The organism is Simplicispira sp. 125, from assembly GCF_003096555.1.
GTDB lineage: Bacteria > Pseudomonadota > Gammaproteobacteria > Burkholderiales > Burkholderiaceae_C > Simplicispira.
In genome coordinates, this window is the sequence record NZ_QEKM01000001.1 from 510,631 (window position 1) to 523,557 (window position 12,927).

Below are 12,927 nucleotides of genomic sequence, written 5' to 3' on the forward strand. Positions count from 1 at the left end.
GTATTTTACCCGCCCCCACCATCGACTGTGCCTGCGCGCCCATGAAGACCCGTTTTATCCTGATCCATACCAGCCATGCCGGCAACGTGGGCGCCTGCGCCCGCGCCATGAAAACCATGGGCTTTGACGACCTGGTGCTGGTTGCCCCGCGCTGGCCCAATGTGCTGCGGCGCGAGGAGACCATCCAGCGCGCCAGCGGAGCCCTGGACGTGCTCCACAACGCGCGCATCGTCGAAACGCTGGACGAGGCGCTGGACGGCATCAGCCACCTGTGCGCCACGGCCATGACGCCGCGCGACTTTGGCCCGCCCACGCGCGCGCCGCGTACGCATTTTGAAATGCTATTGAAAAAGGAGCTGCCAGCGCTTGATGGTAAAGCTTTGCAGGCAAAAATGAATCAAGAAAACACGGAGTCGCCTGGCGAGGCTGGCATCGGTTTCCTGTTTGGCTCCGAGCGTTTTGGCATGACCAATGAAGACGTGTACCGCTGCCATGTGGCGCTGTCCATCCCCACCAATCCCGGCTTTGGATCGCTCAACCTGGGGGCGGCCATCCAGGTGGTGGCCTACGAATGGCGCCAGGCCTTGGGTGGTTTTGGTGTGCAGGAGGCTACGCCCACGGCGACGCTGGCCGATGCCGCCCAGGTGGCGGGCATGCTGGCGCACTGGGAACAGGCGCTTACCGCCATCGGCTTTCTCGACCCGGCAGCGCCCAAAAAACTCATGCCCCGGCTCAACCAGCTTTTCAACCGTGCGCAACTGGCGCCTGAAGAAATCCACATCCTGCGCGGTGTTGCCAAGGCCATGATCGAGACGGCCGATTCAAAGCGCTAGACTGAGCGTTCTTTTGTTGCACAGCACCATCTTTCATGTTCACCCGCCTGCGCTCCGACATCCAATGCATTCTTGAGCGCGACCCTGCCGCGCGCAGCCGCTGGGAGGTGCTGACCTGCTACCCCGGCTTGCACGCATTGGTGCTGCACCGGCGCGCCCACTGGTGCTGGAACCACGGGTTCAAATGGCTGGGGCGCTTTATTTCGCATAGCTCGCGCTGGCTGACCGGCATTGAAATCCACCCTGGCGCAAAAATTGGCGAGCGTGTTTTTTTCGACCATGCCATGGGCGTGGTGGTGGGCGAGACGGCAGAGATTGGCGATGGCTGCACCATCTACCAGGGCGTCACGCTGGGCGGCACTTCGCTCTACAAAGGCAGCAAGCGCCACCCCACGCTGGGCCGTGACGTGGTGGTGAGCGCTGGTGCCAAGGTGCTGGGCGGCTTCGAGATAGGCGATGGCGCCAAGATTGGCAGCAACGCCGTGGTCATCAAGCCCGTGCCTGCGGGCGCCACCGCCGTGGGGATTCCGGCGCGCATCATCCCTTCCAAGGAAGGCCAGAGCGCCGACGTGACCGAGCCGCAGCAGGCGCCCAAGTTCACGGCCTACGGCATCACCCAGGAAGACGACCCGCTCTCCCAGGCCCTGCGCGGCCTGATCGACAACGCCTCGTCACAAGAGCACCAGATTGCGCTGCTGTGGCAGGCCATCGAAAAGCTGTCGTCCGGCCCCCAGCAAGCCCGCGACTGCGTGCCCCGCGATGCGGCGCTGCAAGAACACTTCGAGGCAGGAAAGCTCAACGACCTCGTGGGCGAGTGATTGCTTCTGAAAAGAGAGCTGCTTGCGCTTGAATCTATTGGGTTTTAGATAGAAAAATATCTGAAACCCAATAGATTCAAGCGCTACGTGCTATCAATTAAGTACAACGTAGCAAGGGTGCACGCACCCGTTACAGCAGCGTGGCCAGGTGGGGTGTCAGTGTTTCCAGGTTGACAAACGTCAGTTCGTACATGGCCGTCAGGCCTGCCGCCTGTTCCTGTGTGAGGTCGGCGGCGCAGACCACGAAGCGCTGGCGGTCCAGTCCCAGGCGCTTGCGCAGGCGCAGGTATTTGTCGATGTCACGGCGAAACTCGCCCGATTTGCATTCGATGCAGATCGGGGGCTGGCCTGCAGGCAGGCACACCACGTCGAGTTCATGCAGGTCTTCGTTGGGGAACACCACTTTGACCCCGCGTGCGCAGGAGAAATCTTTGCCGCGTTGCTGGGCCAGCTCGATCAGGGTGATGAAGGCATGCCACTCCAGCCAACCACCATCGAAAAACTGGCGCACGGCGGGCGCAGTCTGTAGTGTGAGCCGCACGATTTTCTCGGGTTTTTGGTAGTGGTAGCGGGCAAAAAACGTGTGGCTATAGAGCTGGCGGCACAGGGTGTTGATGGCCTGCGCATCCTTTTGGGACAGGCTGGCGAGTTCCAGGTTGACCCAGCTATGGCTTTTGCGATAGGCGAAGCACACGCGGTCCATCAGTTCGGAAAACAGGGTGTAACCCGTGCCCACCATGCGCGCTGCGTCGTCAAAGAAGCCGCTGGTGTCGACCTGCGCATAGTCAAACTGCGCCTCGATCTGGCGCGCGGCGAACCAGGCCTGCAGCGGTGCGTGCTGCTCTGCCGTGGCCAGCAGGCTGGTGTTGTGCAGGTTGACGTCTTGTAGCGGCGAGGCGTCGGCCGCAGGGCTCTCGGGCGCCTGCGTGGCCTGCGGCGTTGCGTGGGAATCCATCATGCCTTCGGGCGGCGCGTCGGGCTGCTGTAGCGCCTTGATTTCCCGCATGGCTGAAAAATACCGTTCCACGAGCTTTTCCACATAAAAGACCGTGCCAAAAACCGTTGCGGCGGTACCGCAGCGGGCGCAAGGCATCTGGGTGCCGATGGGGGTGCTGGCTTCTTCGGAGACGAAACCACATTGGTTGCAGCGGTAAATCGGCATGGTGGATGCGATGGAAAAAGGGGGGTGTTCAGGCCGCCCTGGGCCGCACAGCGCTCTTGGGCCGGAAGGCCTTGCACACGGCGTCGTGCGTTTCCAGGTAGGGGCCGCCAATCAGGTCGATGCAGTAGGGCACAGCAGCAAAAATCCCGGGCACGAGCTGCTGGCCGTCCGCGTCCTTCAGACCCTCCAGCGTTTCGGCAATGGCCTTGGGTTGGCCGGGCAGGTTGATGATGAGGCTGTGGCCCCGCACCACCGCCACCTGGCGCGAGAGGATGGCCGTGGGCACAAAGCGCAGGCTGATCTGGCGCATCTGTTCGCCAAAGCCCGGCATTTCCTTGTGCGCCACGGCCAGCGTGGCCTCGGGGGTCACGTCGCGCAGCGCAGGGCCCGTGCCGCCGGTGGTCAGCACCAGGCTGCAGCCCGCTTCTACCAGCTCAATCAGTGTGGCGCTGATGCGGTCCTGTTCGTCGGCAATCAGCCGGGGTTCGAACGTAAGCGGGTTTTTCAGTGCGCGTGCCAGCCAGTCTTGCAGAGCGGGCAAGCCCTTGTCTTCGTACACGCCGCTGCTGGCGCGGTCGCTCACGGAGACGATGCCGATCTTGACCGGGTCGCAGGCCAGTGTTTCATTTGCCATCGGAATCCTCGTCCAAGGCGGTGTCGGGCTCCTCGGTGCTGGCGCCTGACACCTGCTCGCGCACCAGCGCAAACAGCTCGCGGTAGGCGCGGCCCTTGCGGGGGGCCAGGCCTTGCGAGACGGTGGTGTTGTTCTCGGTGGGTGCGTCCTTGCGTGCCTGGCGGATCAGGGCGCGCAGCTGCTGGATGTCGGTACCGGGGTAGTGGGCAATCCATTCGGCCTGGGCGCTGTCCTGGGCCAGCAACTGGTCGCGCCACTGCTCGGCCTGGTGCAGGGCCAGTTTTTCTTTGGCGGAGCCGCTGCGCTGTTCGGTCAGCGCGTCGCGCACGGCCTGTACTGCCTCGGGATCGAGCTTGCGCATGAGCTTGCCGACAAACTGCATCTGGCGGCGCTTGCCTTCAAAGTTGGTGATGCGCCGGGCTTCCCGCAAGGCCTCTGCCAGCTTGTCGGGCAGGTCCAGTCGGGTGAGCAGGTCGGCGCGCAGGGTCAACAGCTCTTTGCCCAGCTCTTGCAGCTCGTCGCTCTCGCGCTTGAGATCGGTGCGGCTGGCATCGTGGGTGCCTTTGAGTTCGGCCTTGAGCTCAAGGTCAAGTTCGCTGCCTTCGGCAACAAACTGGCCCTTCACGAAGTAGCCTTTGGTGGGTTTGCGTGACATGGTGGAATCCGGGGGAAAAGGGTCTCGTGGAGCGGGCGACGGTGCCGTGCCAGGCGGGTGCCACTGCGGCAAGTATCATAGCCGTCGCCATGAACCATACGCATTCCTCCGCCGACACGGGCTTCAGCTATTCCCGCCCGTTTTTTGAACAACTCGTGGACCATGCCCTGGCGCACGCCAAGAAGCTGGGCGCCACCGATGCGGGTGCCGAGGCCTCCGAAGGGTGCGGCCTCTCCGTGGGCGTGCGCAAGGGCGAGCTGGAAACCGTGGAGCGCAACCGCGACAAATCGCTGGGCGTGACGGTCTACATCGGCCACCGCCGGGGCAATGCCAGCACGTCCGATTTTTCGTCCGCCGCGATCGAGCGCACGGTGCAAGCCGCCTACGACATCGCCCGTTTCACCGCCGCAGACCCGATGGCCGGCCTGCCGGATGCCGACGACATCGCCCCGCCGGAAACCCACCGCGATCTTGACCTTTTCCATCCCTGGGCCTTGACCAGCGAAGAGGCGACGCGCATCGCGCTCGAATGCGAGGCGGCAGCGTTTGCCACTCACCGGCGCATCACCAACAGTGAAGGCGCGGGCGTGTCGGCGCAGCAAAGCCATTTTTTCAGCGCGCACACGCGGGGCTTTCGCGGTGGCTATGCCACTTCGCGCCACAGCCTGTCGGTCTCGCCCATTGCCTCGCTGCCGGGCAAGAACGGCGAAATGCAGCGCGACGCCTGGTACAGCTCCCAGCGCAGCGCGGCCGAACTGGCAGCGCCTGCCGCGATAGGCCGCTATGCGGCCCAGCGGGCCCTGTCCCGCCTGGGTAGCCGCAAAATCGCCACCACCGAATGCCCGGTGCTGTTCGAGTCATCGCTGGCCGCAGGCCTGCTGGGCGGTTTTGTGCAGGCCATCAGCGGCGGTGCGCTGTACCGCAAGAGCACATTCCTGCTCGATTCGCTGGGCAAGCCGGTTTTTCCTGCGCATATCGACATTCTTGAAGATCCGTTCATCCTGTGCGGCAAGGGCAGCTCGCCGTTTGACGAAGAAGGCGTGCGCGTGCAGCCCCGCAAGGTGGTGGACGCCGGGCGCGTGCAGGGCTACTTCCTCAGCAGCTATTCGGCCCGCAAGCTGGGCATGAAAACCACCGGCAACGCCGGTGGCTCGCACAACCTGGTGCTGACATCGCGCCGTACCAAAAAAGGCGACGATCTGGACGCCATGCTGAAAAAGCTGGGGACCGGCCTGTTCGTGGTCGAACTCATGGGCCAGGGTGTCAATTACGTGACGGGCGACTACTCCCGCGGCGCCAGCGGTTTCTGGGTGGAAAACGGCGAGATCGCCTTCCCGGTGCACGAGATCACCATCGCAGGCAACCTCAAGACCATGCTCAAGGGCATTGTGGCCGTGGGTGCCGACACCTATAACTACGGTGCCAAGACCGTGGGGTCGATTCTGGTCAATCGCATGACGGTGGCTGGGAGCTGATGGCGACGTCTGTCGGGCCTTGGATTTGAATCCCCGGTGCCACTCTCGTGGTTGGAGGGGCCGTTGTGGTGCTCAGGTCGGCTGTGAGCTTCAGTACGCAGCGCTCGTGGCCTTGACAGCAGCGGACAGGGGATGGGCACCAAACTGCGCGCGCAACTGGCGCGCCGCTTGGGCAAACACCAGCACATCTACGCCCACTGCCACAAAAGTGCAGCCCAATTGCAGGTAGTGCTGGGCCAGCGCGGGGTCCGATGTGAGGATGCCGGCCGCCTTGCCGCTGGCCACAATGGTGGCGATGGCCTTGTCGATGGCGGCTTGCACTTCGGGGTGGCCCGGGTTGCTGCGGTGGCCCATGGAGGCGGACAGGTCTGCCGGGCCGATGAAGACGCCGTGCACGCCTTGCACCGCGCAGATTTCGGGCAGGTTGTGCATCGCGGTGACGGTTTCGGCCTGCACCAGCAGGCATATTTCGTCATCGGCAATGTCCATGTAGTCGGCGCGACTGGTCCATAGCGACGAGCGCGCCACGGCGCTGCCCACGCCGCGCACGCCCTGCGGCGGGTACTGTGTGGCTGCAGCGATGGCGCGGGCCTGCTCGGCCGTGTCCACCATGGGCACCAGCAGCGACCTGGCGCCGATGTCGAGCACCTGTTTGATGAGGGCTGTGTCGCCCTGCGGCACACGCACCACGGGGTGCGAAGGGTAGGGCGCGATGGCCTGCAGCGCCGCCAGCATGCTGCGCAGGTCGTTGGGGGCGTGTTCGCCGTCGATCAGCAGCCAGTCGAAGCGGGCCGTGGCGGCCACTTCTGCGAGGTAGGCGTCCGCCATGGAGAGCCACAGGCCGATCTGGGGCTGGCCTGCGGCCAGGGCGGATTTAAAGGGATTGTGGGCGGGCATGGCGGTGGGGTTCGCTCAAAAAAGACGATCAGACCGCTATCGTAGCGCCAGGCCTTTGACACGCCGGGCCGCTATGGCGGCCCCCCCATCAGTTGGCGCTCAAGCCCGCCAGCGCGGCTTTCACAGCGGCAGACACCTGGCCCATATCGGCCTTGCCCGCCAGGCGGGTTTTGACCACGCCCATGACCTTGCCCATATCGCCCTGGCCCTTGGCGCCCAGCTCGATCACGATGGCTTGCACCGCTGCGGCGGTTTCCTCGGCCGACATGCGCTCGGGCAGGTAGCCCTGCAACACCGCCATTTCGGCTTTTTCCTTGTCGGCCAGGTCCTGGCGGCCCGCGCCCTCGAAGGCAGCGATCGAGTCCTTGCGCTGCTTGACGAGCTTGTCGACGATGGCGACCACGGCCGCATCGTCGAGTACCACGCGCTCGTCCACCTCTTTTTGCTTGCAGGCGGCCAGCAGGCCCCGGATGGTCAGCAGGCGCTCACTGTCCTTGGCGCGCATGGCGGTTTTCATGTCTTCGGTGATCTGGTCCTTGAGGCTCATGGCGGCTTCCTTTTGTGGGTTAGGCAGAGGTGTCGGGTTTGCACAAAGCCCCTCTGGCTAGGCGCAGCGCCGCAGACAGTAGTGTTGCTACGGCAAGGCGTTGTAACGACGCCAGAGGGGCTTTGTGCAGACCCAAAAAAACAAAAACCCGCGCTTGGCGTCCCTAGCGCGGGTTGGGACCTGTGGTGACAAGTCCAGGTTCCAAGCAGAGCCCGGAGCCGAAGATCAGTACATCTTCTTGGGCAGCTGCATGCTGCGGATACGCTTGTAGTTGCGCTTGACGGCGGCTGCCTTCTTGCGCTTGCGCTCGGCGGTGGGCTTTTCGTAGAACTCGCGGGCACGCAGGTCGGTCAGCAGGCCCAGCTTTTCGATGGTGCGCTTGAAACGGCGCAGGGCAACGTCAAAGGGCTCGTTCTCTTTTACACGGATGGTGGTCATTAGCTAATGGTTTCCAAAAATTTTGCCCGCAGAGGGTCTTGGGGAGATCGGGCCTCAAGACCTTGCGTGGCGGTGTTCCCCGTCTGTAACTAGTATTTGGCCGACGGGGCGATGCCAGCAAAGCCGGACATTATAGCGCTTGTCCGGCGGGTGTCCAGGCATCAAGCGGCAGGCAACGCTTGCGCGCACGCATGTGCACTGGCCCAGGCCCACTGAAAGTTATAGCCCCCCAGCCAGCCGGTGATGTCCACCACCTCGCCAATGAAGTACAGGCCGCTTTGCGCCTTGCTCTCCATGGTTTGTTGCGACAGGGCGCGCGTGTCGATGCCGCCCAGCGTGACCTCGGCCTTTTTGTAGCCCTCGGTGCCGGTGGGCGTGAGCTGCCAGTGCGCCAGTTGCTCTGCCAGCCGCGCCAGGGCCTTGTCCGAGGCCTCGGCCACGGGGCGCTGCCAGTCGCTGCTTTGCGCAGCCCAGGCGTCGGCCAGGCGGCTGGGCACCCACTGCGCCAGTTCATTGGCCAGCAGTTTGCGTGATCGCAGCTTGGCCTGCGCCAGCGCGGCAGGCAGGTCGGCCCCCGGTGCCAGGTTGATGGACAGCGGCGTGCCCTCCTGCCAGTAGCTGGAGATTTGCAGCACCGCCGGGCCCGACAGCCCCCGGTGCGTGAACAGCAGATCTTCGTCAAAAGCCATGCGCGTTTTTCTTTTGCCGCTGGGTCGCCCCAAGGCAAAAGCGGCCCCCTCGGGGGGCAGCGACCCGCGAAGCGGTGGAGCGTGGGGGCCTTCCTGGATTCCCGTGCTGATCTGCACCGGCAGCGCCAGGCCGGCGAGCTGCGCGTAAGGCGCCCAGGCGTCGCCGTCGAAGGTGAGCGGCACCAGGCCGGGGCGGCGTTCGATGAGCGGAATGCCGAACTGCTGTGCGAGCCGGTAGCCAAAATCAGTGGCGCCGATTTTTGGAATGGAAAGCCCGCCTGTGGCCACGACCACGCTGCGCGCCTGCACCGTGCCGCGATCAGTATCAATTTGATAGCTTCCAGCGCTTGTATCTTCTGCCCTAGAAGCCAAAAAGGCTATTTTTTTGACACTGCAGGGTTGCCAGTGCGTCACGCCACCTGCGGCGCATTCGGCCAGCAGCATGGCGATGATGTCCTCGGCCGAGCGGTCGGCAAATAACTGGCCTTTGTGCTTTTCGTGGAACGCGATGCCGTGCTTTTGCAGCAGGGCGATGAAGTCTGCCGGGGTATAGCGTGACAGGGCTGAGCGGCAAAACTGCGGGTTCTGCCCCACAAAGTATTTGTGCGGGGCCGTGGGGTCGAGATCGCGGTTGGTGAAGTTGCAACGCCCGCCGCCCGAGATGCGGATCTTCTCGGCCACTGTCTGCGCATGGTCAATGAGCAGCACCTTGAGGCCACGCTGGCCCGCCTGGCCTGCGCAAAACAAACCGGCGGCGCCTGCGCCGACGATCACGGTATCAAAAAAGGGAAGCGTCGGCACGGCAGTCGGAAGCGGTGAGGCAAAGGCGCTGATTGTGCCGTCTCTGCTGGCTGCTTGGCTGACCTGGACAAGTTCCAGCCATTTTGCTTCCACAGGGATGTTCCTCAACCTGGACGTACAAGTCCTGCGGACCGAGACGGCGGGGCTGCTGTGGTTTGCCAAGCGTTATTTTGCGTTTCTCAACACGATCAGTAACGAGAGAGAAAACGGCAATGCCCTCGTTGGCACGATCGATGCCAATGGGCAGGTGCAGATGGTTGCAGGGGGTCCGCAGGCCTTGTATACGCCTCAGACCTATCTCCCATTGGCACAGCGCCCCTGGTACAGGGACATTGCGGTCATGGGGCGGCGGATTGCAGAGTTCGCCGCTTGTTGTGCGGTGCGTTAGCATGTGCCATTGATCTGCCGAGGGCATGTTCCATGCATCAAATCCGCTGTGCCGTCTGCGCTCTGGCGCTGGGCTTTTTGGCCCCGGCGTGGGCCATCAACAAATGCACCGCCTCCGATGGCAAGGTGTCTTTCCAAGACGCACCCTGCGAAGGCCAGGGCGAGAAGATTGAAGTGCGGCCAGTCGTAAAGGGCGCCGCCCCCATCCAGCCCCCGCGTTCCATCACCCAAGAAGGCGCGTTCGGGCCGACCTGGCAGCGCAAGAACTACCTACAAGCCCAGGGCATCCCGCAGGCGCGCGCGGCACTTGAGCGTAACCAGAGTGAATGCGCGGCGGCGTCGGCAGAGGCCGTCGCCCACGCGGGGCCGCTGCGGCGCGGCAACCTGCCGCAAGGCTCCCAGTTCGTGCAAGAGCTGGAGGCGGCCAGCACCAAGGACAAGGCTGCCTGCGAGGCGCGCTCCGAGGAGCTACGCAAGCAGCTCAAGGCGCTGGAGAAGGAGCTGGAAGGACTCTGAACAGGCACGCACAGAACTTCGCGCGCAGTTTCAGGTGCACGCTGTGTGGGTCGCCGCAGTGGCCGTCGCCCCGGTTGGCCCAGTGCTTTTGGGTACCCAGTGGTCCGTTCCCGAGGAGTGGACTGTGCGGAAGGGCCATGGGGTGCCTATCGTGCAATCTGTTGGACGAGATGCAAGAGATGTTCCACCTGCCGTGCGATGGGCTCGGGCACGGGCAGTTCGCCGCTGAGCACGGCGCGGGTGTAGGCCGCAGTGCTGGCAGCTTCGGTGGTGGCGGGCAGTGTGGGCAGTGCGGTCAGCGGGCCGCCCTGGGCTTCCTGCAGGCGCACGGCGCGCCCGGAGAGAAAGCCATCCATCTGCGGCGTGCGGCGCGGATCGGCCACGGGCTCGCCTTCGGTGCCGCGCAGCAGCAGGGCATCGGCGCCCGTGAGGGCGATGGTGGCAGCCATCGACTCGGCGTACTCGGGGTGCGTGTAGCTGCCCACGATGAGGCTGTCGCCCGCCACGGGCGAGAGAGGGTCCATGAGCTTGACGAGGCTGTGGGCGCTGTTGCGCAGGCCCAGCGTGCGGCGCACGTCCAGCAGGCGCTCCAGGCCCGGCAGCAGCAGCGCGGTGGGGGCGAAGGCCACCTGACCGTTGTCGATTTCGTCCAGTTCCTGCAATGCCGGAATGTCCAGCGCGGCCAGCACGTCCTGGCTGGAGACGCGGCGGTCTTCCGTGGCCGTGCCGTGCACCAGCACGGGCAGGCCGTTGCGTGCCAGTAGCAGGGCCAGCAGCGGGGTCAGCACGGGCAGCTTGCGCGCGCCGTTGTAGCTGGGCAGCACCACGAGCGGGCGGGCGCTGGCGGGCAGCATCTCCAGGCGCTCGTGCACGGCGTCGAGGAAGCCCGCCATTTCTTCTGGTGTTTCGCCCTTGATACGCATGGCGATGCAGAAGGCGCCCACTTCAAGGTCGCTGGCCGTGCCGTCAAGCACCTGGCCCATCAGGTCGGTGGCCTGGTCGCGCGGCAGGTTGCGTGCACCCACTTTGCCGCGTCCGATCACTTTGAGGTATTGGCTAATGCCCATGGGTCTGACGCCTGTATTGCTGTGGGGAGCGCATTGTCGTGCAAGTGCAGCCGCACTGCAGCGCGCGCTGCGCAGGGGGGAGTGCGCCGGTCGGGTACAGCGCCAGATTGCAGCCGCACCATGAAGCTCCGGCGGCGCTGCCGTGCGTGGTGCAGGCTGGTGCCTTGCTGTACAGGCGGCCCCCAAGTGGGTCGGGATGCGTGTGGGGCATGGCGGTGTTTCTTGTGCGGTGCTGTGCCGGACACCAGGCAAGCCTTGTGCCTGGGCTTCAGCCCCGCGCGTGGAGCACACCCAGCAGCGCGATGACGGTGATCGCCAGCACCAATGCCGTGGCGCGCCAGAACATCAGCGGATTGCGCTCGGCCAAGGGCGGGCGCGTGCGGGCCAGGGTGGCTGCGCCGGGTTGGTGCAGTTCGTGCACGAACTCGGACAGCTCGGCCTGGCGTTTGAGCGGGTTGGGGTGCACCGCACGTTCCAGCACGGCATCGATCCAGGCGGGAATGGGCCGGCTTTCGTCGTGCAGTGCACTGGCATAGCGCAGCCGCGTGAGGGCGGCGCGGCTGCGCAGGCCCGCCATCTGGGTGCCGTAGGGCAGGCGCCCGGTGAGCATCTGGTAGGTGATGACGCCGAGTGAAAAAAGGTCTGATTGCGGTGTGCTGGGCCCGCCCCAGAAATATTCGGGCGCGGTGTATTGCACGGTGCCCAGAATGGCCGTGCTGTCACCGTGTACGGCGGTCTCAGCCAGCCCGGCCACGTGCACCGCACCAAAGTCGATGATCTTCACCGTGCCGGTGTGGTCGATCATGATGTTCTCGGGGCGCAGGTCCTGGTGCAGCATCTCCCTGCGGTGAAAGGCCTGCAGGCCGCGTGCGATCTGCACCACGATGCTGCGCACCTCGGCAAGCGCGGGGCGGGGGTGGTCGATCATCCACTGCGCCAGTGTCTGGCCCTGCACATGCTCTAGTGCGACAAACAGGTGCTCGCGCCGGTGGGTGCTGGCCACGGCCCGCAGTACATGGGGGCTGTGGATGCGGCGGGCAATCCATTCCTCCAGCAGAAAGCGGTCAAGGGCGTCCTCGTCGCTTTGCAGGTCGATGGAAGGGGTCTTGAGCACCACCTGTTCGCCGCTTTCCGGGGCCATGGCCAGGTAGATGTGGCTGCGGTGGCTGGCATGTAGCTCGCGCACGATCTGGTAGCCGTCCAGGGTGTCGCGCGGGGCCAGTATCGGCGGCAGGCGCAGGGCCGCGCGCTGGCGCTGCAGTTCGCTGCTGTCCTGCAGGGGCAGTGCGTCGATGCGCACCACCTGCAGCGTCAGGTTGTCGGGGCTGCCCCGGTGCAGTGCCTCGGCCACGATGGCGCGTGCGGCCTGGTCCAGGTCGCACGCGTGGTCCTGCAGCGTCTGGAGGATGAAGGGGGCGGGCACATGCTCGTGCACGCCATCCGTGGCCAGCACGAAGGTGTCGCCAGGCTCGACGGACAGCGCGCGGTAATCGATGTCGAGCTGGGGGTGAAAACCCATGGCGCGGGCCAGGTGGCTGTGGCCACCGGGCAGTTGCACGCGATGGTCCTGCGTGAGCTGCTCCAGCGCCTTGCCCTGCACGCGGTAGATGCGTGCATCACCCACATGGAACAGGTGCGCGGTGGCCGACTTGAGAACCAGTGCGCTGAGGGTGCACACATGGCCCCGGTCGGCATCGAAGCGGTGGGGGCCATTGCGGTCTTGTGCGTACAGCCAGAAGTTGGTGGCGGCCAGCACGCACTGCACCGAGCGGCGCACGCTCCAGGCGTCGGACGTGCAGTAGTAGTCCTGCAGCAATGCATGCACGGCGGCTGCGCTGGCGATGTGGCTGACGTCGCTGCTGCTGATGCCGTCGGCCAGCGCCAGGGCCACGCCCTTGCTGGCCAGGGCCGGGCCTTCGGGGACGCAGGCGCCATGGAAATCCTGGTTGATCTCCTGGTGGCCCTTGTCCGAATGCTGACCGATGTGCACGCGCAGGGTGTCGGCCAC

At 64.8% G+C, this 12,927-nt stretch carries 14 protein-coding genes; 5 read left to right on the plus strand and 9 right to left on the minus strand.

Features of this window, described 5'->3' with window-relative positions; all coding sequences use genetic code 11:
* Positions 1-41: 41 nt before the first annotated feature.
* The gene (locus C8D04_RS02400; RefSeq protein WP_116003436.1) at positions 42-833 is read left to right on the plus strand and encodes an RNA methyltransferase; all 792 of its coding nucleotides are present in this window, start codon (positions 42-44) and stop codon (positions 831-833) included.
* A 35-nt stretch (positions 834-868) separates the two neighbouring features.
* On the plus strand, positions 869-1,651 hold the full coding sequence (cysE, locus tag C8D04_RS02405; RefSeq protein WP_116003437.1) for a serine O-acetyltransferase: 783 nt from the start codon (positions 869-871) through the stop codon (positions 1,649-1,651).
* A 130-nt stretch (positions 1,652-1,781) separates the two neighbouring features.
* Here cysE and C8D04_RS02410 read toward each other — a convergent pair whose 3' ends face one another.
* Genes C8D04_RS02410 through yjgA form a run of 3 tightly spaced genes read right to left on the minus strand, consistent with a single transcriptional unit; the run spans position 1,782 to position 4,102 of the window.
* Positions 1,782-2,813: a hypothetical protein gene (locus C8D04_RS02410; RefSeq protein ID WP_116003438.1), complete on the minus strand. Its 1,032-nt coding sequence runs from the start codon at positions 2,811-2,813 to the stop codon at positions 1,782-1,784.
* Positions 2,814-2,841: 28 nt separating this feature from the next.
* On the minus strand, positions 2,842-3,447 hold the full coding sequence (gene mog, locus C8D04_RS02415) for a molybdopterin adenylyltransferase (RefSeq protein WP_116003439.1): 606 nt from the start codon (positions 3,445-3,447) through the stop codon (positions 2,842-2,844).
* Entirely contained in the window at positions 3,437-4,102 is a 666-nt protein-coding gene (gene yjgA / locus C8D04_RS02420; protein WP_116003440.1) for a ribosome biogenesis factor YjgA, read from the minus strand. Before yjgA ends, mog begins: the two co-directional genes overlap by 11 nt.
* Before the next feature lie 89 nt (positions 4,103-4,191).
* Between yjgA and pmbA the strand changes: the two genes are divergently transcribed.
* Positions 4,192-5,577, plus strand: a complete 1,386-nt coding sequence (pmbA, locus tag C8D04_RS02425; RefSeq protein WP_116003441.1) for a metalloprotease PmbA — start codon at positions 4,192-4,194, stop codon at positions 5,575-5,577.
* A gap of 90 nt (positions 5,578-5,667) precedes the next feature.
* Here the strand turns inward: pmbA and hpaI are convergent, their stop codons facing one another.
* The 4 genes from hpaI to C8D04_RS02445 form a co-directional block, all read right to left on the minus strand.
* Complete coding sequence (gene hpaI / locus C8D04_RS02430) at positions 5,668-6,474, minus strand: 4-hydroxy-2-oxoheptanedioate aldolase (protein ID WP_116003442.1); 807 nt, start codon at positions 6,472-6,474, stop codon at positions 5,668-5,670.
* Positions 6,475-6,562: 88 nt separating this feature from the next.
* The gene (locus tag C8D04_RS02435; protein ID WP_116003443.1) at positions 6,563-7,021 is read right to left on the minus strand and encodes a GatB/YqeY domain-containing protein; all 459 of its coding nucleotides are present in this window, start codon (positions 7,019-7,021) and stop codon (positions 6,563-6,565) included.
* Between the two features lie 225 nt (positions 7,022-7,246).
* Positions 7,247-7,459, minus strand: coding sequence for a 30S ribosomal protein S21 (rpsU, locus tag C8D04_RS02440; RefSeq protein WP_094477962.1), 213 nt, complete (start codon positions 7,457-7,459; stop codon positions 7,247-7,249).
* A 161-nt stretch (positions 7,460-7,620) separates the two neighbouring features.
* A complete protein-coding gene (locus C8D04_RS02445) occupies positions 7,621-8,949 on the minus strand; it encodes an NAD(P)/FAD-dependent oxidoreductase (RefSeq protein ID WP_116005970.1) in 1,329 nt (442 codons plus the stop codon).
* Positions 8,950-9,046: 97 nt separating this feature from the next.
* Here C8D04_RS02445 and C8D04_RS02450 point away from each other — a divergent pair, with 97 nt between their 5' ends.
* Together C8D04_RS02450 and C8D04_RS02455 are read left to right on the plus strand one after the other, a co-directional pair.
* Positions 9,047-9,337: a hypothetical protein gene (locus C8D04_RS02450; protein ID WP_116003444.1), complete on the plus strand. Its 291-nt coding sequence runs from the start codon at positions 9,047-9,049 to the stop codon at positions 9,335-9,337.
* Positions 9,338-9,369: 32 nt separating this feature from the next.
* On the plus strand, positions 9,370-9,852 hold the full coding sequence (locus tag C8D04_RS02455; RefSeq protein WP_116003445.1) for a DUF4124 domain-containing protein: 483 nt from the start codon (positions 9,370-9,372) through the stop codon (positions 9,850-9,852).
* A 146-nt stretch (positions 9,853-9,998) separates the two neighbouring features.
* On the opposite strand, the gene ybiB is transcribed toward C8D04_RS02455, so the two are convergent.
* The gene (gene ybiB / locus C8D04_RS02460; protein WP_116003446.1) at positions 9,999-10,919 is read right to left on the minus strand and encodes a DNA-binding protein YbiB; all 921 of its coding nucleotides are present in this window, start codon (positions 10,917-10,919) and stop codon (positions 9,999-10,001) included.
* A 268-nt stretch (positions 10,920-11,187) separates the two neighbouring features.
* The gene (locus C8D04_RS02465) at positions 11,188-12,927 is read right to left on the minus strand and encodes a bifunctional protein-serine/threonine kinase/phosphatase (RefSeq protein WP_116003447.1); all 1,740 of its coding nucleotides are present in this window, start codon (positions 12,925-12,927) and stop codon (positions 11,188-11,190) included.